23 protein-coding genes are annotated in these 22,107 nt (G+C 71.1%); 7 read left to right on the top strand and 16 right to left on the bottom strand.

All coding sequences use genetic code 11. The features are described from left to right. Positions 1-36: 36 nt before the first annotated feature. Positions 37-672: a cysteine hydrolase family protein gene (locus ACWFR3_RS16225; RefSeq protein ID WP_453735205.1), complete on the bottom strand. Its 636-nt coding sequence runs from the start codon at positions 670-672 to the stop codon at positions 37-39. A gap of 95 nt (positions 673-767) precedes the next feature. Beyond that, positions 768-1,760 (bottom strand): GlxA family transcriptional regulator, encoded by a 993-nt coding sequence (locus ACWFR3_RS16220; RefSeq protein WP_453735204.1) that lies wholly within the window; start codon positions 1,758-1,760, stop codon positions 768-770. Between the two features lie 255 nt (positions 1,761-2,015). Here ACWFR3_RS16220 and ACWFR3_RS16215 point away from each other — a divergent pair, with 255 nt between their 5' ends. Next, complete coding sequence (locus ACWFR3_RS16215) at positions 2,016-2,636, top strand: hypothetical protein (RefSeq protein ID WP_453735203.1); 621 nt, start codon at positions 2,016-2,018, stop codon at positions 2,634-2,636. A gap of 85 nt (positions 2,637-2,721) precedes the next feature. Continuing rightward, entirely contained in the window at positions 2,722-2,964 is a 243-nt protein-coding gene (locus tag ACWFR3_RS16210; protein ID WP_453735202.1) for a DUF6411 family protein, read from the top strand. A gap of 53 nt (positions 2,965-3,017) precedes the next feature. Here the strand turns inward: ACWFR3_RS16210 and ACWFR3_RS16205 are convergent, their stop codons facing one another. After that, positions 3,018-3,758 carry a TetR/AcrR family transcriptional regulator C-terminal domain-containing protein gene (locus ACWFR3_RS16205; protein WP_453735201.1) on the bottom strand — a complete coding sequence of 247 codons (741 nt, stop codon included), beginning with the start codon at positions 3,756-3,758 and terminating at the stop codon, positions 3,018-3,020. Positions 3,759-3,816: 58 nt separating this feature from the next. On the opposite strand from ACWFR3_RS16205, the gene ACWFR3_RS16200 reads away from it, so the two are divergent. Then, positions 3,817-5,310, top strand: a complete 1,494-nt coding sequence (locus tag ACWFR3_RS16200) for an FAD-dependent monooxygenase (protein WP_453735200.1) — start codon at positions 3,817-3,819, stop codon at positions 5,308-5,310. Positions 5,311-5,366: 56 nt separating this feature from the next. Here the strand turns inward: ACWFR3_RS16200 and ACWFR3_RS16195 are convergent, their stop codons facing one another. Continuing rightward, positions 5,367-5,588 carry a hypothetical protein gene (locus ACWFR3_RS16195; protein WP_453735199.1) on the bottom strand — a complete coding sequence of 74 codons (222 nt, stop codon included), beginning with the start codon at positions 5,586-5,588 and terminating at the stop codon, positions 5,367-5,369. Between the two features lie 103 nt (positions 5,589-5,691). Here ACWFR3_RS16195 and ACWFR3_RS16190 point away from each other — a divergent pair, with 103 nt between their 5' ends. Next, positions 5,692-6,897, top strand: a complete 1,206-nt coding sequence (locus ACWFR3_RS16190) for a cytochrome P450 family protein (protein WP_453735198.1) — start codon at positions 5,692-5,694, stop codon at positions 6,895-6,897. 33 nt (positions 6,898-6,930) lie between these two features. On the opposite strand, the gene ACWFR3_RS16185 is transcribed toward ACWFR3_RS16190, so the two are convergent. The 3 genes from ACWFR3_RS16185 to ACWFR3_RS16175 form a co-directional block, all read right to left on the bottom strand. Next, entirely contained in the window at positions 6,931-7,257 is a 327-nt protein-coding gene (locus ACWFR3_RS16185; RefSeq protein ID WP_453735197.1) for an STAS domain-containing protein, read from the bottom strand. A 104-nt stretch (positions 7,258-7,361) separates the two neighbouring features. Next, positions 7,362-7,979, bottom strand: a complete 618-nt coding sequence (locus ACWFR3_RS16180) for a TOPRIM nucleotidyl transferase/hydrolase domain-containing protein (RefSeq protein ID WP_453735196.1) — start codon at positions 7,977-7,979, stop codon at positions 7,362-7,364. Positions 7,980-8,061: 82 nt separating this feature from the next. Continuing rightward, positions 8,062-8,913 (bottom strand): LysR family transcriptional regulator, encoded by an 852-nt coding sequence (locus ACWFR3_RS16175; protein ID WP_453735195.1) that lies wholly within the window; start codon positions 8,911-8,913, stop codon positions 8,062-8,064. An 80-nt stretch (positions 8,914-8,993) separates the two neighbouring features. Between ACWFR3_RS16175 and ACWFR3_RS16170 the strand changes: the two genes are divergently transcribed. Together ACWFR3_RS16170 and ACWFR3_RS16165 are read left to right on the top strand one after the other, a co-directional pair. Beyond that, a complete protein-coding gene (locus ACWFR3_RS16170) occupies positions 8,994-9,503 on the top strand; it encodes a cupin domain-containing protein (protein ID WP_453735194.1) in 510 nt (169 codons plus the stop codon). Next, the gene (locus ACWFR3_RS16165) at positions 9,500-9,862 is read left to right on the top strand and encodes a DoxX family protein (RefSeq protein ID WP_453735193.1); all 363 of its coding nucleotides are present in this window, start codon (positions 9,500-9,502) and stop codon (positions 9,860-9,862) included. Before ACWFR3_RS16170 ends, ACWFR3_RS16165 begins: the two co-directional genes overlap by 4 nt. Positions 9,863-9,969: 107 nt before the next feature. Here the strand turns inward: ACWFR3_RS16165 and ACWFR3_RS16160 are convergent, their stop codons facing one another. The 8 genes from ACWFR3_RS16160 to ACWFR3_RS16125 all read right to left on the bottom strand — a co-directional run bounded on the left by ACWFR3_RS16160 (position 9,970) and on the right by ACWFR3_RS16125 (position 19,789). Further along, on the bottom strand, positions 9,970-10,629 hold the full coding sequence (locus ACWFR3_RS16160; protein WP_453735192.1) for a class F sortase: 660 nt from the start codon (positions 10,627-10,629) through the stop codon (positions 9,970-9,972). Between the two features lie 122 nt (positions 10,630-10,751). Then, positions 10,752-11,141 (bottom strand): hypothetical protein, encoded by a 390-nt coding sequence (locus ACWFR3_RS16155; protein WP_453735191.1) that lies wholly within the window; start codon positions 11,139-11,141, stop codon positions 10,752-10,754. Positions 11,142-11,336: 195 nt separating this feature from the next. Continuing rightward, on the bottom strand, positions 11,337-13,748 hold the full coding sequence (locus ACWFR3_RS16150) for a phosphoketolase family protein (protein ID WP_453735190.1): 2,412 nt from the start codon (positions 13,746-13,748) through the stop codon (positions 11,337-11,339). A gap of 194 nt (positions 13,749-13,942) precedes the next feature. Next, a complete protein-coding gene (locus ACWFR3_RS16145; RefSeq protein WP_453735189.1) occupies positions 13,943-15,523 on the bottom strand; it encodes an MFS transporter in 1,581 nt (526 codons plus the stop codon). 67 nt (positions 15,524-15,590) lie between these two features. Next, positions 15,591-17,084, bottom strand: a complete 1,494-nt coding sequence (locus ACWFR3_RS16140) for a sialate:H+ symport family MFS transporter (protein ID WP_453735188.1) — start codon at positions 17,082-17,084, stop codon at positions 15,591-15,593. A gap of 61 nt (positions 17,085-17,145) precedes the next feature. Next, on the bottom strand, positions 17,146-17,844 hold the full coding sequence (locus ACWFR3_RS16135; RefSeq protein ID WP_453735187.1) for an N-acetylmannosamine-6-phosphate 2-epimerase: 699 nt from the start codon (positions 17,842-17,844) through the stop codon (positions 17,146-17,148). 41 nt (positions 17,845-17,885) lie between these two features. Then, positions 17,886-18,833 (bottom strand): ROK family protein, encoded by a 948-nt coding sequence (locus ACWFR3_RS16130; protein ID WP_453735186.1) that lies wholly within the window; start codon positions 18,831-18,833, stop codon positions 17,886-17,888. Beyond that, positions 18,830-19,789, bottom strand: coding sequence for a dihydrodipicolinate synthase family protein (locus tag ACWFR3_RS16125; protein ID WP_453735185.1), 960 nt, complete (start codon positions 19,787-19,789; stop codon positions 18,830-18,832). The genes ACWFR3_RS16130 and ACWFR3_RS16125 overlap by 4 nt, the downstream gene beginning before the upstream one ends. A 163-nt stretch (positions 19,790-19,952) precedes the next feature. Here ACWFR3_RS16125 and ACWFR3_RS16120 point away from each other — a divergent pair, with 163 nt between their 5' ends. Further along, on the top strand, positions 19,953-20,645 hold the full coding sequence (locus tag ACWFR3_RS16120; protein ID WP_453735184.1) for a FadR/GntR family transcriptional regulator: 693 nt from the start codon (positions 19,953-19,955) through the stop codon (positions 20,643-20,645). Here ACWFR3_RS16120 and ACWFR3_RS16115 read toward each other — a convergent pair. After that, positions 20,635-22,074 carry an exo-alpha-sialidase gene (locus ACWFR3_RS16115; RefSeq protein ID WP_453735183.1) on the bottom strand — a complete coding sequence of 480 codons (1,440 nt, stop codon included), beginning with the start codon at positions 22,072-22,074 and terminating at the stop codon, positions 20,635-20,637. The genes ACWFR3_RS16120 and ACWFR3_RS16115 overlap by 11 nt on opposite strands. Positions 22,075-22,107: the final 33 nt, after the last annotated feature.

Here is a 22,107-nt window from a genome sequence, read left to right as displayed (position 1 = left end):
AGACCACCCGTGGCATCCCGCACCCCCGGCCCGGGCTCAGGCGGGCAGCGCCCCGACGGTGGGGACGACGGTGCCGAACAGGTCGATGATGCTGGTCAGAGCGGCGGTCTGAAGCGCGGCGGCGGTCACGACGGTGCCGTCAGGGGCGGTGAGGGCACGGGTGGCGGTGGCTTCGGCGACGACTGTGGGGCGGTAGCCCAGATTGAAGGCACCCTGCGTCGTGTAGTTGACGCACATGTGTGTCATAAAGCCGGCAAGGACCAGATCCTTCCCGCTGCCCGGGGCGAAACCCAGCCCGTCCAGCGTCTTTTCCAGGTCGGTTGCATGGAAGGAGTTGGGGAACTGCTTGACCACGACCGCCTCGCCGTCCGCCGGGGCGACCTCGTCGCTGATGGCCCCGATGTGGGCGCGGATGTCGTAGGGGGTGTTCTCGCCGCCGTCGTTGAGTACGTGGATGACCGGCGTGCCCGCGGCGCGGGCACGCTCCAGGAGACGGGCGCCCGCCGCGAGTGCCGTCTCGGCGCCGTCCAGGGCCATGACGCCGGTGCGGTAGGTGTTCTGGAAGTCGATCATGATCAGGGCGGATTCGCTCAGCCGGGGCAGCTGGTTGTCCAGGCCGATCACGTCTCGCAGGGTCGTGGAGGGCTGGTCCGTGTGCGTGCGCGTGTTCATGGGGTGCCTTTCGTGTTCGTGGTGCATTACGGCATGGCGCAGCCGCAGGGCTCGCCTGCATGCCCAGAGGTGTGGTGTTGGCGGAGGAGAAGGAGTCAGGGGGTCTGGATGCGGAAGCGGCGGCGGTAGGCCGCCGGGGTGGTGGCGAGCTGCCGGTTGAAGGCCCGGTGCAGCGTCTCGACCGAACCGAGCCCGGCAGCGGTCGCGACCTGGTCCAGCGGACTGTCGGTGGTCTCGAGGAGGCGGCGCGCCACCTCTACGCGGGCGGCTTCCACGTAGTCGGCCGGGCTGGTGCCGGTCTCCTGTTTGAACACCCTGGCGAAGTGCCGCTCGCTCAGGCACATCCGCGCCGCAAGGGCCGCCGCCGACAGGTCGTCGTCGAGGTGCTCGGCGATCCACAGCCGCAGTTCGTCGATGTCGCGGCGGGCGGACGCGGGACGGCTCAGCGGCACCGAGAACTGGCTCTGACCGCCCTGGCGTTTGAGGTACATCACCAGGTGCCGCGCCACCGCGAGAGCCGCGTCCTCGCCCTGGTCCTCGGCCACGAGCGCCAGGGCGAGATCGAGGCAGGCGCTGATCCCGGCCCCGGTCCACAGCCGGCCCCGGTCGGTGCGTACGAAGATGGGGTCCGGGTCGACCGTGACGGCCGGGTGCTCGGCCGCAAGCTGGGCGGCGGTCGACCAGTGGGTGGTCGCCGTCTTCCCGTCGAGGAGTCCTGCCGCGGCCAGCACGTGCGCGCCCACGCACACCGACGCCACTCGGCGCGCCTGCGGGGCGGTGGCCTTCACCCACTCCACGACGTCGGAGTCGATACGGGCGATGGGGCCCTCGTCGGTCATGTCGACCGCGCCGGGCACCAGCAGGGTGTCCACCTGTCCGCCGACCTCGTCGAAGCCCAGGTCTGCGATCAGGCGCACCCCCGCCGACGTACGGACCTCACCGGCGAGCGGCCCGGCGAGGCGGACCTGGTAGCCGGCGCGGCCCGCGGTCTCCCGGTTGGCCAGCGCGAAGACCTCGGCCGGGCCGGTGACGTCCAGGAGGTCGACATCGGGGAAGACCGCGATGACGACACGGTGCGGAGTGGGCATGCACCCATCCTTGACGCCGCCGCCGATGGCCGCAATGACGATTCCCTGTCACATCCGGACATGCGGGCGGCCGGCACCCGACAGCTCGGCGAGCGGCTGCGCCTCATCGGCGTCCACCTGGCCCCGATCCATCACAACCTGATCACCCCCTCCGTGTTTCAACCGCATGTGGCCTATCGTGATCCGCCTGGCTCAACCTTGGGGGGACATATGCGCGTTCGCGCTACTACGGCCACAACTACGGCCCTGGCCGCCATGCTTCTTGCCGCGTTGACCGCGTGCGGTGGCAGCGACAGCGGCAACGACGGCGACAAGACCGACGCGAAGTCGTCGGGCGGCTCGAAGGGCTCGGCGTCGAAGGAAGTCGACTGCGGCGACAGCGACATCAGTCAGTCCGACTGGATGAAGCACTGTTCCGACGAGGGCGCCGACAGCGACGCGGACGGGACCGAGAAGAAGGCGACAGGCCTGAAGTTCGGCGGGTCCTACACGTGGCCTGACGGCCTCAAGGTGTCCGTCGCCGAGGCGAAGGTGTTCACGGACTACGACTCCGAGCTGATGGAGTCCGCCAAGCCCGGCAACACCGACTTCCGCGTGAAACTGAAGCTGACGAACTCCGGCAAGTCCGCCGTCGCCCTCGACGACCTGTCCCTCATCGTCGAGGGCGCCACGAATGGCGGCGAGGCCGCGCAGACCGCGTTCGAGAAGGGGGCATCACCGCTCGAAGGGCGCCTGGCTGCCGGGGTGTCCGCGACGAAGACCAACGACAACGTCCTGGAGACGAAGTACGGCAAGAAGGTCGTCGTCACGGTGCAGCGCAGCAGCGACGCCTCCAACCTGGACTTCCCGGAGTTCACCGGAGCCATCACCAAGTGATCCACCGCCGGGCGACCGGGGCCCGGCGCATACACCTCGTCCGGCAGGGCACCCGGCAGACACGCCTCGACCCAGGGAGCCCCTCGTGATCATTGTCGGCATCGTCGGTGTCTGCGTCGTCCTGGCCGTCCTCGCCTTCTTCGTGCCTCGTCTTTCTCGGCACCCCGAGCGCGGCACCCAGCGCACGCTGGGTGCCGGTTCGCGCGCCGGCGGCAAGGCTCCCGGCGTCCTGGGCCGGATCTTCAGCAAGCCTTTCCGCAGCAGCTCCAAGGCCGTGAGCCGCAGCGGCGCGGCCGGTCGGCGCACCCGCGGCCGCATGCCCTTCTGAGCGCCGCACCCCGCACCGGCATCACGGCGCGCTGATATCACCGCGCACCGCCATCACGGCGTGACCGGACGGCCTTCCTCGCCCGCGCGTGTACGTACGCCGTCCATCAGCAGCTGGAGCCCCAGGGCGAAGTGCTGCTCGAAGTCCGGTTCGGTGAGCGCGGGCAGGACCGAGGCGAGGTGCGCGTAGCCGCCCTCGCGGACAGCAAGGCCCAGCGCCTGCACGCCCTCGGCCATTCCGTCCGCCGAGGGCATGGAGGCCTGCTCCTCAAGTGTGTGCCCGACGGTGTAGTTCACCACCGCCAGGAATGCGCCACCGGCGTCCTGGACGTCGAGGCCGGTGCGCATGAGGGCCGCGACCAGGCGGTCTCCGTAGGCCAGCGTGTTGGGTCCCACCGGGTGCGTTCCTGCGTAGACACGCGCCCCGTCCCGCCTGGCCAGCAGTGCGCCGCGAAGCGCGCGGGCCAGATCATCGACGGTTTCCGCTTCCTCCGCTGATCCTTCTTCCTCCGCTGATCCTTCTGCGCCCGTCGCAGCTTCCGCCCCGCCGTCCGCCCCCATCTCCGCCCCGATGCCCTTGAGCATGTGCTCGGCCATCGCCGTGAGCAGGTCGTGCTTGGTGGCGAAGTGGCGGTAGAGGGCGCCGGCTTGCACGCCGACCCGTTCCGCCAGGCGCCTCATCGTGAGGTCTTCCACTCCGACGGCGTCAAGAAGGTCGAGCGCGGCTGCGGTCACGGCGGCGCGGTCCAGGCGTGCGGGGCGGCCGCGCTGCGGAGTTCTTGACTCATTCATCATGCGCCTGAGTATAGTGAACATCGTTCACGTGAACGTTGTTCACTAAATGGAGGTCGGCATGGATACAGATGTAGTCGTTGCGGGAGCCGGGCCCACGGGGCTGCTGCTCGCCTGCGAGCTCGCCCTGGCGGGCGTGCAGGTGCGCGTGGTCGAGCCGAGGCTGGAGCGCCAGCAGAACTCCCGCGCCCTGACCCTGCACCCGCGCAGCCTGGAGATCCTGGAGCTGCGCGGCCTGGCCCCACGGTTCCTCGCCGCCGGGCGCACCACTCCGGGCTGGCACTTCGCCGCCCTGGCGACGCAGCTCGATTTCACCGCCCTGGACACACGTCAGGCACATACGTTGTTCCTGGCGCAGGCCCGCACGGAGGAACTCCTGGAGGAACGGGCCCTCGAATTGGGGGTCACCGTCGAGCGAGGCAGCGAACTGGTCACCGCACAGGAACAGGGCGACGGCGTCCTCGTCCGGGTTCGCGACGCACAGGGAACCGAGCGAACCGTGCACTGCGCCTACCTGGTCGGATGCGACGGAGCGCGCAGCCGCGTGCGGTCGGTCGCCGGGATTCCGTTTCCGGGCAGCGAGGAGACCCTGACCGGCGTCCTGGGAGACTTCCCGCACCTGCCGGCGGACGCGGAGACACTCGCCGCGGCACGCTCGCAGGGAATTCTGGTGGCGCTCCTGGAGGGCGGCGTGACCCGCCTCGCGTACATCGACCCCGAGCGGATGCGGGTCTCCTCGCGGGAGCCGGTGACCCTCGACGAGTTCCGCGACGCGCTGGTGCGGCTGTGCGGCAATGACCTGGGCGTCGACAAGCCCGTCTGGATGTCCCGCTTCGGGAACGCGACGCGCGTGGCCGCCCACTACAGGGCCGGACGCGTCTTCCTGGCCGGCGATGCCGCGCACATCCACTTCCCGTCGGCGGGGCAGGGTCTCAACACCGGGCTGCAGGACGCGATGAACCTGGGCTGGAAGCTCGCCGGGGCGGTGAAGGGGTGGGCCGGCGACGAGCTTCTCGACACCTACGACGCGGAGCGCAGGCCGGTTGGCCACGCTGTCGCCCGGGACACCGAGGTGCAGCTGCTCCTCGGCGAACTCCCCCTCCTGGAAAGCCATTCGGGACCCGGCCTCTCCCTGCGTTCACTGATGGACGAACTGCTGGAGATCCCCGAGGTGAACCGCAGACTGGCGGGGCGGGTCTCGGCGCTGGCGACCGCGTACGCGGCCCCGGCGGGCGAACACCCCCTGACAGGTCACCGGATGCCGGACGTCGAGGTGCGCACGGGCGGCGCGGTGAGCCATGTCAGCGGCTTGCTGACGGACGGCCGTTTCGCACTGCTCACCCGCGGGGAGACGGAGTTGGCGTCAGCGGCCCGGGGATTGGCCGAGCACGTGCGCGTGGTCCCGGTGCAGGACTGGCCGGAGCACCCGGGCCTCAAGGACGTGGCTGCGATCCTGATCCGTCCGGACGGACATGTCGCCTGGGCGGGCGGGACCGACGCCCCGGCGGACGCCGCCCCCGCACTGGCGGCGTGGGCCGGCGCTCAGACCTCCTGAAGAAGCCCGGCGTGTGCGGTCCAGCAGCCGTCCCCCGGAGGCACTGTGACCGCCCGTCAGGCGCCGGCACGATCACGCCACGGGCCGTCCGGCAGCATGGCGCCGAGCACGGCCGGCAACTGCGGCGGCTCGACCGGGTCGGACAGCGAGCCCAGTTCCGACCACGCGATCCAGATGTGCGTGTCCAGGCTGACCTGTTCATCGGGGGGGCAGGCCGGTCCGCACGAGCGACGGCTGCTCCTCGGTGAAGCGACGACGCGGGCGGCGGGCCTGGCCATAGTTCCCTCCGAGACCTAACCGGGGACCCCTCCCCGCTTCATGCTAGGGTCACCCCTGAAGCGTAAACGGGGAGCAATCCCCACTTCAGTTCGGGAGCCGACCATGCGCACGCAGCACGCCACCGTTCAACTCACCGACCTCACCGACGACTTCACCGCCGACCCCTACTCCGCCTTCGCGGCCCTGCGCTCCCGCGGGTCCGTCCACCACGCCCGCTTCCCCACCGGAGACGAGTCATGGCTGGTGGTCGGGCACGAGGAAGTACGCGCCGCGTTCGCGGACCCGCGGCTGCGCAACGACGTGCGGCACTCCGCCGACTTCGAGGACGACGGGCTGTACGCCGTGGGCAGCAACATGCTCCAGGTCGATCCGCCCGACCACACCCGCCTGCGGACGCTTGTGGCCCGCGAGTTCACGTCCCGCCGCGTCCAGGCGCTGCGGCCCCGCATCCAGGAGGCCGCCGACGCGCTCCTGGACGCCGTGGCCGCCGACGGCCGCGCCGACCTGGTGACCGCGTACGCCTATCCGCTGCCGCTCACCATCATCTGCGAGCTGCTCGGCGTGCCGGAAGCGGACCGGCCCTCCTTCCGGGAGTGGTCCACGAAGGTCGTCTCCCTGGACGACCCGGAGCAGTCCGCCCGCGCCTCGCAGGAAATGGCCGTCTACCTCGCGGGCCTCGCCGAGGAGAAGCGGCAGCTGCCGGACGCGGCGGAGAGCGACTTGCTGCATGCCCTGGTCCGCACCCACGACGGGGACGGCGGCGACCGGCTCGCCCCGGAGGAACTCCTCGGTATGGCCTTCCTGTTGCTCGTCGCAGGGCACGAGACGACCGTCAACCTCATCGCCAGCGCCGTCCATCTGCTGCTCCGCCACCCCGAGCAGCTCGCCGCCCTCCGCGCCGACCCCGAACTGCTGCAGGGCGCAGTGGAGGAGACGCTGCGCTTCGAGTCACCCGCGCCGGCGGGCACGTACCGCTACGCCGCAGAACCGCTCGACCTCGGCGGCGTCCGCATACCGGCGGGCGCGCGTGTCGTGCTCTCCATCGCCGCCGCGAACCGCGACCCCGCGCGCTTCCCCGACCCCGAGCGGTTCGACATCCGCCGGGATCCGGCCGTGACCCGCGCCCATCTCGCCTTCGGGCACGGCCTGCACCACTGCCTGGGCGCCCCGCTGGCCCGACTGGAGGCGACCCTGGCCCTGCGCATCCTGCTGGACCGCTTCCCCGACCTGGCCTTCGACGGTGACGGCACGCCGCAGTGGCGCACCAGCCTGATGCGGAGCCTGCGAGAGGTGCCGGTGCGCTGGTAGGCACCGCCCCGCTCGCTCATCGGCGTCGAACGGCTAACGTCGTTCGACGCACGGCAAGAGCTCAGCCAACCGGGCAAGTCCCAGCGCCTCATGGACGCAGGCGCTCGCCGCGGTGAGCGAGAGGCTGCCGCCGGCGTGGTCGGCCGCATGCCGCATGCCCAGGAGCGTGAAGAGACTGCCCATGTCGCACCAGGTCACCCCGGTGAGGTCGATCAGCAGATGCCGCTGACCCGCCTCCAGCTCGTAGACGACGGTGTCACTCAGCTTGCCCACATTGACGACGTCAAGCTCGCCGGAGAGGACCAGCGTGAGAAACGGCGGGTTGTCGGACACGCTCTCCCGGATGGTCAATCGGTCCATAACCGTATCTTGCGCTCAATCGAATCCCGCCAAGCCCGAATCCTCAAACGTAGGCCCTCTTGGTTACGTGGTCTCGGGCGAAGTTGACGTGGGGGCGGGGCAGTTCACAGGCTCGCAAGGAGGTCGTCGAGCGGGGCCGGGGTCACGGAGGGGTCGAGGGCCTCGACGAGGAGATGGCCGTAGCGGATCTTGCGGCCCTTCTTGGTGCCGAGGAAGCGCCGCAACTGCTGCTGCCGGGGGCGGCCGTGCTGGGCGGGCTGGCGCAGGAAGGTCTGCCAGGCCCGCAGGTCGCCCTCGGCCCGCACGGCCTCCTCGACCCTGGCCGTGCCCAGCGCGCGGATGAGTTCGTCCTCCAGGTCCGACACGCACACGAAGAAGCCATCGCGCGGTGCCCTTGCCCGCTCCAGGCCGCGGTCGTAGAAGCGCCGTTCGTTCTCGTCGCACAGTCCTGCCAGGCGCAGCCCGAGGCCGGGCGGCCCCAGGAGTTCGGCGTAGCGGGCGATGCTCATCGCCCCGCCCATCGACACGACACACACCCCTTCGGCGGCCAGGTCCCGGCCACGCCGCGCGGCGAGCGCCTCAACGGCCGCCAGGTCACTGGGGCCTTCCAGCAGCACCGCCGTGCGCACCCCCACTCGTACGGCCAGCTCACTCGCCGGTCGACCGGGGCCGCCTGCCGCCCAGCCATTGACCGCGTCCCGGAACGCCCGCATGTCCGCCATGCAGCGAGTCTGCACTTTCATCGACGCCACGGCACGGAATTATCCGACGACCTCTCTCGACTCGCCCGGCATCCCCGCCAGGTCAGTCCCGGTATGCGGCGATCGCGGTCCGGGCGAACGAGCGGAGCAGTGGATTCGTGTCGCCCTCCTTCGACGCCACCACCACACGGCTCGGGGGCATGTCGAGCAGCGGCACCACCCGGAGCCCATCCCCCGGTTCGTGGTCCAGGAGGGTCATGCCGACGGTGCCGTTCCAGAGCACCGCCTGCCTGCACTCCGCGACGGCGCGCACGACGGGACCCTGACGGGGTTCTGCGCCGCTCCAGTACGCCTGCCAGAGCGGATCGGTGCCGTCGGGAAAGACGAACCAGCGGCGGTCGGCCAGATCGGCCAACTTCAGGTTGTCGCGGCGGGCCAGCGGATCGTCGGTGCGCAGCAGTGCGCCCACCGGGTCGGCGCGCAGTGCGTGCACGGTCAGGCCGGTCTCGTCGAACGGCGCCCGGGTCAGGGCGACATCGACGAGACCGGCGTGCAGCCCGCAGGTCGGGTCGGTCAGGTCGGTCTCGCGGATGCGGACCTCGACCCCCGGGTGCTTTTGGCGGTAGGCGCCGGCCAGGCGGGTCGCGCCCGGATCGGCGCTGTCCCCCAGGATGCCGACGGTGAGGGTCGCGGCGCCGGCTGCGGCGGCCACGCGTTCGCGCATCCGCTCTGCCTGGTCGAGCAGGGCGCGCGCCTCGTCGAGCAGTACCGCGCCCACGGCGGTGAGTGTGACACCGGTGGGCGACCGGTCGAACAGCGCGGCGCCGGTCTCGGTCTCCAGCTGTCTGATCGCCCGGCTCAGCGGCGGCTGGCTCATGTGCAGACGGGCCGCCGCACGCCCGAAGTGCAGCTCCTCGGCCACCGCCACGAAATAACGCACCGTACGTAGCTCCATGCTGCGACGATACCCGTTCGGTATCGGGGTCGCGGAACAGGTCTTGGACGGTTGCGGTGCGCCGGCGGTGGGATCGGAGCATGAGTGACGAACCAATGACGAGTGAGCCGATCGCCCACCCCGCCGTATCGGTGGTCGGTCCTGGCGACGGCGAGACGATCGTTCTGGGCACCACGCGGCTGCGCGTCCTGGAGGACGGCACCCACACCGAGCACCGCCTCGGGCTCGCCGAGTCGGTCCTCGCGCCGCACACGCCCGGACCGCGGCAGCACCGGCACGCTCAGCACGACGAAGGTTTCTACGTCATCTCCGGCACGGTGCGGTTCACGGTCGGCGAGAGAGACCACGACGCGACCGCCGGGACGCTGGTGATGATCCCGCCCGGCGCACCGCACACCTTCGCCAACGTGACCGACCGTCCGGCCGTCATGCTCAGCATCTTCACGCCGGACTTGTACGTGCAGTACTTCCGGGACCTGCGGGCGATGATGGCCGACGGCCGGGCGTTGGTTCCCGGGGCGGACATCCGCGTGATGAGCCGATACGCCACCGAGCCCGTCGCCGACTTCGCCGGTGGACGGACGTCATGACCATCGCCTACTGGATCCTTGCGGGCCTGCTCTCGCTGTTCTATCTCTACGGGGGTGGGGTGAAGCTGGTGCGGAGCCGTGAGCGGTTGCGGCCGATGATGGCCTGGGTGGACAGCACGCCGATGCCCGCCGTCAGGGCCATCGGGCTGATCGAAGTGCTCGGGGCGATCGGTCTTGTCCTCCCGCCGCTGACCGGCATCGCGCCCTGGCTGGCCCTGGTCGCGGCCGTCGGGTTCGTGGTCCTGCAGATCGGCGCGACCAGGGTCCACCTTCGCCTCGGCGACCGTCGGATCGCCCTGAACATCACGCTCCTTCTCGCTGCGGGTGTGAGCCTCTGGCCGGCGACAACATGGCTTTGAGCAGCGTCACTTGCGCCAGAACAGGTGGTGGTCGAGCCCGCGGCTGCCTCGACGTGTTCCTCCTGTGTCGTCGACAACAGGGGTGAGACTCTACGGGCCCGGAAAGCTCACCGGCGCCCGGTCAGGTGTGCGTAGACGACGACGTTGCCGGAGTAGCCGTCGGTCTTGTCGTAGGTGCCGCTGCAGGTGATCAGGCGCAGTTCGGGGCGTGTCCGCGGCGCGTAGACCTTGTCGCTGGGGAAGTCGTCCTTCTCGTACTCCTCCACGCCGTCGACGGTGAACTCCGCGGTGCGGCCGTCCTCCCGGATCACCTTCACCTCGGCGCCCTTCTTCAGGGCACCGAGTCCGTAGAACACGGCCGGTCCCTCGCGGGTGTCGACGTGTCCGGCGATCACGGCGGTGCCGGTGCTGCCGGGCGGTGTGCCTGCGGCGTCCCAGCCGGCGAGGTCGGCGTCGTCGGGTGGTGGTGCGCTGAGTCCGCCGTCCTCGGTCCTCGCCAGGTCGACGAGTGCGGCGTCCACGTCGAGGGCGGGGATCTGCACGCGGACGGGGAGCGACTCGGACAGCGAGACCGCCGCAGGCGCGGCGCCTTCACCGGCGCCGGAGTCGGGGGCCTTGGCCTGAGCGGCGGAGGGCCTGGGCGGCTCGTCGGCTTTCTCGTCGTCGGCCGTCCAGAACCACGCACCGGCCGCGAGGGCTATGAGCGCACCCCAGGCCCCGGTGCGGCGCCACGTGGATCGGGCCGGCGATGCGTGGGGGTAGCTCATGGTGCTGCCGTCCTTGGCCGGGTGGAGAGGGAGGTCCTGCGGTCCCGCCGGGCGAGTCCGGGCTCGGCCCGGCGGGGCCGGTCGACCGGCTGAAGCAGCTCAGCCGGACCGGCGGCGGAAGGTCAGCGCTGCCCGGCGGACTTGCGGCGGTGCCAGTACACGGCGCCCGCTCCGGCGGCCAGGACCGCGGCCCCGGCGGCCAGTTCGACCGGGTTGGAGCTGCCCTGGGATCCACCCGAACCGGCGTGCACGCCGCCCCTGACGGCCGGGTCCGTGGAGTCGCAGATCCGCTGTGCGGTGGAGGCGGCCATATTCGCCTCGTCCTCCGCGGCCTTCTTCTCCTCCGCGGTGGCGTTCGGGTCGGCCGCGACCGTGTCGGCGTTCTTCTGCGTGATCTCCGCGTCGTCCAGGGCCTTCTGGCAACCCGGCGTCACGGCCTGCGCGTTGGGGGCGGTGATCGCCAGCGCGGCGCCCGCAACGGCAAGGCCGGTCAGCACTCGGATGGAACGCATGTCTGTACCTCCAGTACGGACACGGCCCCCCGAAGCTCTCGTGCCCCGGAATGTGTTGCCGGCGTCGACCGCGCCCTACCAACAGCACTCCCGTCCTGCGGCGTGTCGCTACCGGCGGCACGCCGCAAGTCCCCCGTGCGGCCCACATGGGCCCACCCGTCTGGCCGGGGGGGGCGGGCCGGGGCCGTCACGGGATCAGTCCTGCCAGGACCAGTCCCGTACCTCCGGCAGGTCGACGCCGTGGGTGCGTACGTAGGCGTGGTGGCGCAGCCGCTTGTCCTCCATCTGCTGGCGCACCTCGACCGCGCGCACACCGAGGCCCGGCACCCGGTCGATGACGTCCATGACAAGGCGGAAGCGGTCCAGGTCGTTGGCGACCACCATGTCGAACGGGGTGGTGGTCGTGCCGCGTTCCTTGTATCCGCGGACATGGATGTGCGGGTGGACCGCGCGCCGGTAGGCCAGGCGGTGCACCAGCCAGGGGTAGCCGTGGAATCCGAAGATGACCGGCTTGTCGCGGGTGAACAGTGCGTCGAACTCCGCGTCGGGCATGCCGTGCGGGTGCTCCCCCTCCGGCATCAGCCGCGCCACGTCCACCACGTTGACCACGCGCACCGAAAGCTCCGGCAGGTAGGTGCGCAGCAGCAGGGCGGCGGCGAGGACCTCCAGGGTGGGCACGTCCCCGGCGCAGGCCAGTACGACGTCCGGCTCCCGCTCGCGCGTCTCGTTGCCGGCCCAGGTCCACACTCCCGCGCCCCGCGCGCAGTGCTCCCGCGCTTCGTCCAGGCTCAGCCAGTCGAAGCCGGGCTGTTTGCCGGCCACGATCACATTGACGTAGTCGCGTGAGGTGAGGCAGTGCTCGGCGGTGGAGAGCAGCGTGTTGGTGTCCGGCGGCAGGTAGACCCGTACTGCCTCGGGGCTCTTGTTGAGGACGTGGCCGATGAATCCGGGGTCCTGGTGCGAGAAGCCGTTGTGGTCCTGCCGCCACACATGGCTGGTCAGCAGGTAGTTCAGTGAGGCGATCGGCGCGCGCCAGGGCAGGTCGCGGGTGGTGCGCAGCCACTTGATGTGCTGGTTGACCATGGAGTCGACGATGTGCACGAACGCCTCGTAGCAGGAGAAGAGCCCGTGGCGTCCCGTAAGGAGATAGCCCTCCAGCCAGCCCTGGCAGGTGTGCTCGGAGAGGATCTCCATCACCCGCCCGTGCCGGGAGAGGTGTTCGTCCACGTCGTGGATCTCCTCCTGCCAGGCCTTGCCGGTCGCTCCGTAGACCGCGTCGAGCCGGTTGGAGGCGGTCTCGTCCGGGCCGACGAGCCGGAAGTCGCGGCGTTCGGCGGTGTCGGCCATCACCTGGCGCAGGTAGCCGCCGAGCACCCGGGTCGGCTCGTTGACGCTGCCGCCGGGCTTGTCCACGCCGACCGCGAACTCCTCCAGCGGCCGCAGGGGCAGCGAGCGAAGGAGCAGCCCGCCGTTGGCGTGCGGGTTGGCGCCCAGGCGCAGGGTGCCCCGCGGGGCGGTGTCGACGAGCCCGGCGACCGGGCGTCCCTGGTCGTCGAAGAGTTCGTCGGGCCGGTAGGAGCGCAGCCACTCCTCCAGCTGGCGGCGGTGCTCGGCGCTCTCGCGGACGTTGGCGAGGGGTACTTGGTGGGCCCGCCAGGTGCCCTCCACCGGCTTGCCGTCCACCGTCTTGGGGCCGGTCCAGCCCTTCGGGGTGCGGAGCACGATCATGGGCCAGCGCGGTGCGGGAACGTCCTTGTCGCGCTCGGCGTCCCCCTCGGCCCTGGCGGTGCGCTGGATCGCGGCGATGTCGTCGAGGCAGCGGTCGAGGGCGGCGGCGAAGTCCCGGTGGACCGTCATGGGGTCGTCGCCGGTGACGTACACGGGCTCGTATCCGTATCCGCGCATCAGCTCGTCGAGCTGGCTCCCTGGCAGTCTCGCCGGGATCGTCGGGTTGGCGATCTTGTAGCCGTTCAGGTGCAGGACGGGAAGGACCGCGCCGTCGTGCACCGGGTCCAGGAAGGTGTTGGAGTGCCAGGAGGCGGCCAGCGGACCGGTCTCGGACTCTCCGTCGCCGATGACGCACACCGAGAGCAGGTCCGGGTTGTCGAACGCGGCGCCGTAGGCGTGCGAGAGGGAGTAACCGAGCTCGCCGCCCTCGTGGATGGAGCCGGGTGTCTCGGGGGCGACATGGCTGGGCACTCCGCCGGGGAACGAGAACTGGCGGAACAGCCGGGCCATTCCCTCGCCGTCGCGGGTGACGTCGGGGTAGGTCTCGGTGTACGTGCCGTCCAGCCAGGAGTTGGCCAGGACCGCGGGCCCGCCGTGGCCGGGGCCCCAGATACAGACGGTGTCCAGGTTCCGCGCCTTGATGACGCGGTTGAGGTGGGCGTGCACCAGGTTCAGTCCCGGCGAGGTGCCGAAGTGGCCGAGGAGCCGCGGCTTGATGTCCTCGACCTCCAGGGGCCGCCGCAGCAGGGCGTTGTCCATCAGGTAGATCTGCCCCACCGAGAGGTAGTTGGCCGCCCGCCAATACCGTTCGAGCTCCTGGAGCTCGGCATCGGAGGGCGGTTCGGCGGCTGCGGCCGGGGTCACCGCGGGGTCGCCCATGGCTGCTCCTTAAGAGGGGGACGGCCGGCCCGGCGCAGGCGCGGGGCCTCGGCGGACGAGTGAGGGGTCACGTTCAACGTAGTGGCGCGCCGGAGCACCCGCCTCCCGGATCGGCCGGACGCATGGTTCGCGTCGCCGGGTTCCCGCCAGGAGCCCGGCGAACCAGGAAGACGGCTTCAGAACCACGAGGAACTTCAGACCGCGGTCACCTCGGGCGTCCCCGCATCCTCCTGGCGGTGGCGCGGCGCGGGGGCGTTGACCAGCAGGAAGGCGACCGCGGAGGCCGCGAGCATAATGAGGGCCGCCCAGCCGATGGCCACGGTGAACCCGTGCACCACACCGGAGTCGACGATCTGGGCCTTGCGCTCCGGCGTGAGCTGTCCGGTGCGGGCAGGTCCCGCCAGGTGCGACGAGAGATACGTGGCGGTGCTCGTCGTCGCGATGGTGTTGAGCAGCGCCGTACCGATGGAACCGCCCACCTGCTGGGCGGTGTTGACCGTCGCCGACGTGACGCCCGCGTCCTTGGGGGCCACCCCGGCGGTGGCGGTCGCCATCACCGGCATGAACGTGAGGCCGAGGCCGAGACCCAGCATCAGCAGGCCGGGCAGGATGTGCCCGGCGTAGCTGGATTCCGTGCCGAGGAACGTCAGCGTGAACAGACCCGCCGCCGCGAGCAGCAGTCCCGGCCCCATGAGCAGACGCGGCGGGACGTGATGCAGCAGCCGGGCCGAGATCTGGGTCGAACCGATGATGATGGCCAGCGACATGGGGAAGAAGGCGAAGCCGGTCTTCACCGGTGAATAGCCGAGAATGCTCTGCAGGTAGTACGTCATGAAGAGGAAAACGCCGAACATGCCGATCGTGGCGAGTCCCATGGTCAGCATCGAGCCGCCGCGGTTGCGGTCCTTCACGATGTGCAGCGGCAGCAGGGGGCGCGTCGTCCGTGTCTGCCACCACGCGAACACGGCAAGCAGCACGACGCCGCCGATCAGCAGGCCGAGGACCATCACGGAGGTCCAGCCGCGGGATTCCGCCTCGCTCAGCCCGTACACGACGGCGATGAGCCCTCCGCATCCCAGGATCACGCCGGGAACGTCCAGGCGGGCTTCCTTGTGGCCCACGCGGTCCTCGAGCAGGGAGATCGCGCCGAAGACGGCGAGCACGGCGATGGGGACGTTGACGTACAGGCACCAGCGCCAGTCCAGGTACTCCGTCAGGATGCCGCCGAGCAGCAGACCGAGCGCACCGCCCGCGCCGGCGATGGCGCCGTAGATCCCGAACGCCTTGGCGCGCTCCTTGCCGTCGGTGAAGGTGGTGGTCAGCAGCGAAAGCGCGGAGGGAGCAAGGACCGCGGCGAAGACGCCCTGCAGGGCGCGGGACGCGAAGAGCATGGCGGGTCCGGTGGCGGCGCCGCCGAGCGCCGAGGCCGCGGCGAAGCCGACGAGCCCGATGATGAAGGTGCGCTTGCGGCCGATCAGGTCGGCGATGCGGCCGCCGAGGAGCAGCAGACCGCCGAAGGCCAGCGTGTAGGCGGTGATGACCCACTGCCGGTTGCCGTTGGTGAGGCCCAGTTCGCGCTGCGCGGAGGGCAGGGCGATGTTCACGATGGTCGCGTCCAGGACCACCATGAGCTGGGCGAGCGCGATCACGGCCAGGGCCCACCAGCGGCGACCGGAGTGGGGATCCGCCGCGGGAACACCACGGCTCGCACCGCTCCGGTCCGCCCCGCTCGGATCTGCCCCGCTCCGGTCCGTCTGCTCCTCGGGACTGCTCATAAGAACCAGAACACCACGCATCGCGTGCTCCCGCCGCCGGGAAATGGCCGAGATGCGGGCGCCGGTGTCAGGTACGGGCAGTGTCGCCCAGCGTCTCCGCCTTCTGGGACGGCTGGGACGGCTGGGACAGCTGGGCCGCCTCGTCCGCCAGGTGGTCCCTCGCCCCGTCCGGGTCCATGAGCCGGTTGAGCCGGGCCGGGACGTCGAAGCCCACAAGGAGCACCACGATCACCGTGCCCGCGAACGTCAGCACGGCAAGGGCCTGCCCCAGATCCATGCCGGAGGCGAGGTGCGCCCCAAGGACCGGTGCGACGGCGCCGCCCAGCGCGCCCACGTTGTAGGTGAAGCCGAGCGCCGCGCCCCGGCTCTCGGTGGGGAAGTGGCCGCCGATGTAGCGCGGGAGCAGACCGGAGATGCCGAAGCTGGTCGCCTGGAGCAGGAACAGCAGGACGCCGAGCAGCAGCAGGTTGTCGTGCACGGCGAACACCGGGTAGACGAAGGCGAGGGAGGCCAGGAGCGTCAGCGCGTACGCCTTCTTCGCACCGATCCGGTCGCCCAGGAAACCCGCGGTCCAGCAGCCCACCATGGTGCCGAAGCCCGCGAAGTACAGGACGTCGGTGACCTGGTCGGTGCTGTAGCCCAGATCGGTCTTGAGATACGTGGGCAGCAGCGCCTGGATGGGCCAGGAGTAGAGGAACGCGAAGAACAGCGTGACGATCATCGAGAGGTACAGCGCCCAGCCGCGCTTGCCGCCGAGCTGGACGGCGAAGGCGGCCAGGGAAAGCCCTGCGACCACGGAAAGCACGGGGACCATGCCCGCGCCGCCCGGCGTGAAGACCAGGAAGAGGGAGAGCGTGGCGACCACGGTCAGGACCACGTTGGCGGTGGCCCTGCCACGGGTCGCGAAGAGCGGACGGAAGGGGTTGGGCTTGGCGCCCTTCTCGGCGACCGACTCGCTCCACTCCGCCGCTTCGGGCAGCGCGCGCCGCATCCACAGCGCGACGGCGATCGGGATCAGACCGAGGTAGAACATCCACCGCCAGCCGAGCGAGGGCACCACCCAGTTGTAGACCTGCGCGGCGAGCACCGAGCCGACCGAGAAGCCGGAGATCAGGAAGCCGCTGGCCCGGCTGCGCAGCTTCGCGGGCCAGCTCTCCATGACGTACGTGGCGCTCGCGCTGTACTCACCGGCCATGCCCATGCCGATGGCGAGCCGCGCGGCGAAGAGGCTGTGGTAGTTCCAGGCGAATCCGCAGGCGAACGTGCCCAGGGAGTAGAGCAGGATGCTCAGCACCATGGACGCCTTGCGGCCGTAGCGGTCGCCGAGCGCTCCCAGGACCGCGCCGCCCAGCCAGCGGGTGATGAACGCGCCGGAGATGAGGCTGGCCGCCTGCACGGTGCTGAGGCCGAACTCGTCACTGATCTCGGTGAGGACCAGCGTGATCAGGACGAAGTCGAAGCCGTCGAGGACGTATCCGATCCAGGCGGCGAAGAACGACTTCCACTGGCTGCCGCTGATCTCGCGGTACCAGCGGGGCTTGGCGGGTGATGAGGTCTGCACGGTGACTCCATGATGCGGGGCGGTGCTCGTCCTTGAGCGGCCGGTCGCCTAGAGGGACAGGTCAGTGCTTTGTGAGGCCCGCGACGAAGCGGGCGGTCAGGGCCGTGGGTGCGGTGATGGCGGTTCCGACGACGATGCTGTGGGCGCCTCGGGCCAGGGCCTCGGCGGCGTCCTCGGGGGTGTTGATGCGGCCTTCGGCGACGACCGGGACATCGATCGCGGCGGCGAGGTCGGCGACAAGGGTGAGGTCGGGGCCGGTCTGCTCCGGCGTTCCGGGTACGTATCCGGACAGGGTGGTGGAGACGAAGTCGGCGCCCTGTGCGGCCGCGGTGATGCCTTCGTCGAGCGTGGAGACGTCAGCCATGACGAGCGCGCCGGCCGCGTGGACCGCGGTGACGAGCTCGGCGAACGTGGAGCCGTCGGGGCGCGGCCGGTCAGTGGCATCGGCGGCGACGACGGCCGCTCCGGCCCGTGCGATCGCCAGGGCGTGCGCGACGGTCGGGGTGATGTAGACGCCGGTGTCGCCGTCCTTCCACAGGCCGATGACCGGCAGGTCGACGGCGTCGGCGATCGCGGCGACGACGTCGGGTTCATTGGCGCGGATGGCGGCGCCGCCCCCGGCCGCCCCCGACCGTGCGAGCCGTACGAGGGTGCCGGTCTCCCGCATCGGGTCACCGGGCGGTGCCTGGCAGGAGACGATCAGGCTGCCCCGGAGCGCGGCGGCCAGTTCGGGCGCGGTCCAGGTCTGCTGCGTGGTCATCGCAGGGCTCCTTGCGTGGTCGGCGGAGGCTCCTCGTGTGGTCATCGGAGGGCTCCGGGGTGGTGGAGGGGCAGGCTCGCGGTGAGGGCGGCGGCGCCGAGCACCGCCGCGTCGGCGCCGAACAGCGGGGCCCGCGGGGTCAGGCCGCGCAGGGGCGGCATCAGTTCCGCGGCGAAGGCGGCGGCGAGGGCGTCCGTGTACAGGGCGCCGAGGCGGGGGACGCCGCCTGAGACGACGACCCGGTCGGGGCCCAGCGTGTTGGCGAGTCCGCCGAGCGCCTGTCCGGCGGCGACGGCGCCGGTGGTGATCGCGTGGACGGCGTCCGTGTCGCCCTGCGCTGCCCGCGCGGCGACGGTCTCCAGACGGTCCGCGGAGGTGGCCGTGAGCCGCTGGTAGTGGGCGGTGATCGCGGGCCCCGACGCGATGACTTCGAGGTGTCCGGTGGCGCCGCAGGTGCAGGGAAGACCGGCCGCCTGCGGGCTCGGCACATGGCCGAGGTGTCCCGCGATGCCCGCGGCGCCGTGCAGCATGCGCCCGTCGACGGCGACGGCGCCTCCGACTCCGGTGCCGATCGCGGCGAACAGCAGCGAACCGTGCTCCGCGTCCAGCGCCGCGAGCTCCGGACCTGCCGTGGCCCGTACGTCGTTGTCGCAGGCCACCGGCAGTCCGGTCCGGTCCGCGAGCCCGGCGGCAAGGGCCGTGCCCGCCCAGCCCTTGATCGAGTCGGTGGCGCTGGTGACCCGGCCCGTGCGGGGGTCGATGACTCCGGCGGCGGCGATGCCGAGCGCCGTGGCGCCGCGGTCCGGATCGACCTCGGCGGCGGCCGCGGCCAGCGCGTCGAGCACGGCATCGGCACCGGCGGCGGCCGGCGTGGGCCGGGTGTGCCGGGCCAGGACGCTGCCGTCCGCGCCTACCAGCGCCGCGGCGATCTTCGTGCCGCCGAGGTCGAGGCCTATGAGCGCGGCCCCTGCGGAAGAGCCGGAGCTCATCGGACCGGCGGCAGACCGGCGGCGCGCAGCCGCTGTGCGACCAGGGCGACCGACTCGGCGGACAGCTGGATCTGCGGGAAGGCGGTGTCCCCGCACTCGATGATGCCGAGCAGCTGGAGGGCGGCCTTGAAGGAGCCGAGCGCGGAGGAGCTGCGGCCCATGTCCGCTTCCGGCCCCACGTCGACCATGCCGAACAGCTCGACGAGCTGCTCCTGCTCCTTGGCGGCGAGCGCCCAGTCACCGGCCCGCGCGGCTTCGTAGAGGCGCACGTATCCGGCCGGGTCGACGTTGCCGATGCCCGGCACGACGCCGTCGACACCGGCCAGGAGGACGGCGTCCACGGTCAGTTCGGATCCGGTGAGCACGCTGAACAGCGGGGCGGGGCCCTGCGCGCGGCCCTCGCGTCCGCCCAGTTCGACGATCAGGCGGCGCAGTCCGCCCTCGTCGCCGCTGCTGTCCTTGAGTCCGGCAAGGGTGCCGTCCTCGGCCAGGGCGCGCACGAGGCCGGTCGAGAGCTTGCTGTGCACGGCCACCGGGATGTCGTAGGCGAACAGCGGCAGGTCCACGCTCGCGCGCAGGCGGCGGAAGTGCCCGGCGATCTCCTTCTCGTGGGTGCGGGTGTAGAAGGGCGCGGTCGCGACGAGGCCGTCCGCGCCGAGTAGGGCGGCGGCCCTGGCGTGCTCGACGACGCGTGCGGTCGTCGTGTCGATCACTCCTGCGAGCACCGGGACCCGGCCGTCGGCGGCGTTGACCACGGTCTCCAGGACCGTGGCCCGCTGCTCGTCGGTGAGGTAGGCGACCTCGCTGGTGGAGCCGAGGGCGAACAGGCCGTGCACTCCCCCGTCGACGAGGTGGTCGACGAGCCGGGCGAGGGACGTGGTGTCGACCTCTCCGCGGGTGTCGAGGGGGGTGCAGACCGGCGGGACGACGCCGCGCAGCGGTGCGGACAGAGACATGGTGAGGGCTCCAGCTCAGGTGAAGACATCGGTCCGCCGCTCGCAGCGATGACCGCGATGGCGTGGACCGGAACATGGGACGTAAGATGTCCTACGTCTTGCCTCACCTTAAACAGATGCTCCCGCCACCGGTCAAGGGGCAATCGCACCTCAGGAGGATGTTGTGGCTCGCCCGACCACGGCCCAGGACACCGAGCGCCAGCTGAAGGAGTTGATCCTGGAGCGCAGGCTGGCCCCCGGTGACCCGCTGCCCACGGAGACCGAGCTGACCGAGCTCTTCGGGGTCGGCCGGGTGTCGGTGCGCGAGGCGCTCAAGGCGCTGCAGGCCGTCAACGTCGTCGAGATCCGGCGGGGCTACGGCACCTTCGTCGGCTCGCTGTCCCTTTCGCCCTTCGCCGAGGGTCTGGCCTTCCGGGCCGCCGTCCGGCACCGCCTGGGCGAGCCGGGGCTCCTGGAGCTGATGAAGGTGCGCGAGGCGCTGGAGGCGGGCCTGGTCGGCGCGGTCTCGGCCGGGATACCGGCCGAGGACCTCGCCGTCCTGCGCGCCCTCGTCGGCGAGATGGAGACCGAGTCACGCGAGGGCCGCGTCGCGCGCTCCACCGACCGCGCCTTCCACCTCGCGCTCTACGCCTCGCTCGACAGCCATCTGCTCAGCGAGGTTCTCGACGCGTTCTGGGCCGCCATGGACCGCGTACGCGAAGACCTCGACGACGGCCACCAGGACCCGTCAGTCACCTGCGCCCAGCACCGCGAGATCGTCGACGCGGTCGCGGCGGGCGACGGCGAACGCGCGGTGCGCGCCATGCGGACCCACTTCGACGGCATCCGCACCCGCCTGGAACCGGCTACGAAGTGATCGCCACCGTCGCACTGCCCGAGGCCCGCTTGCCGCCGGTCTGGTAGGTGGCGGTGAGCTTGGCGCTGCCCGAGGCGTCCGGCGCCACGGTGACCGGGACCCTGACGGTGGCCCCCTCGCCCGGATCGAGCGCGGGCACGGTGACCTGGCGCGTCGTCCACCCGCCGGGCACGGCGAGATCGACGGTGCCCTGAGCGCGCCGCTTGTCCATCCGGTTGACCACCCGGACCTCGACCTCCGCGCTCGCGTCCGCCTTCAGGGCAGTGGGCGGGGCGATCGTGATGTCGGCGCAGGTGCCGCCCAGCCAGTCCAGGCCGAAGGACGCGTACGTGATGTGTGCGTAGTCGCCGCGCTCGTAGAGCAGTCCGATACGCCCGTCCGGCAGCTTCGTCAGCGTCGAGTAGGCCGCGCTGCCGGGGTCGACGACCTTCCTGATCGGCCAGGTCTCGCCGTTGTCGCAGGACATCTTGACGGTGAGGTTGCGCCGCGTGGTCGCGTCCTCGGTGTTGCTGAAGAGCAGCCACGAGGACTGCGGATTCGAGGCCGGCGCCCCGGGGTTGTACCGCATGATCGAGGCGTTGTTCGCGGGGTCGGTGAGCTCGGTGTCCTGCTTGAACGGGGTGTAGTTGACCCCGCCGTCGGACGAGTACGCGATCGTCCGGTACGGCTTGGAACGGTTGTTGAGCATGACCGTGCCGTCGGACAGCTCGACGGTCTTGTTCTCGTCCCCGCCGGGGCCCACCGGATTGCCCATCTTCCAGGTGGCCCCGTGGTCGTCGCTGTAGGCACTGGCCGCATAGTTGGCGCCGTTGATGCGGACGGCGTACTGCTGGATGAGCCGGCCCTTGTGCGGGCCGTGCCGCAGCTGGATGCCCTCGCCCGATGCCGCGAACATGCCGGCCCACGCGGGGTTCTTGATCTGCTTGGTGATGCGGCGGTGGGTCCAGGTCACCCCGTCGTCGTCCGAGTAGCTGTAGTCGGCCTGGAGGATGTCCGGGTCGCTCTCGTCGTTACCGGTGCCCGATCCCGCGAAGCCCTGGTTCACCGAGGAGGCGTAGAACACGAAGATCCGGCCGGTCGTGCGGTCGACGAGCAGACTCGGATCGCCGTGCCCCTTGGGCGCGGCGTCCTTGCGCACCACCTGTTGCGCCTTCCACGTGGCACCGCCGTCGGTGCTGCGGCGCAGCACGATGCCGAGGTTGCCCGGCAGGTCGCCCAGGGTGGGCCTGGCGTCGTAGGCCGCGAGCAGCGTGCCCTTGACCGAGGTGGTCAGGGCGGGGATGCGGTAGTAGGGCGAGCCCACTCCGTTGGTGGTCAGGTCCTGGGAGGTCAGCTCACCGGAGGCGGCGGGGGCGCCGTGCGCGGTGCTGGTCACGGTGACGAGGAGCGCTGCGGCGGACAGCAGGGCGAGGGGGACTCTTCGCTGCATGGACGATCTCTCTTCTCGGAGGGGGCTTGGCCG

The sequence above is a fragment of the Streptomyces sp. NPDC055189 genome (assembly GCF_053606765.1).
This window is presented reverse-complemented; position numbering and strand designations above follow the sequence as displayed.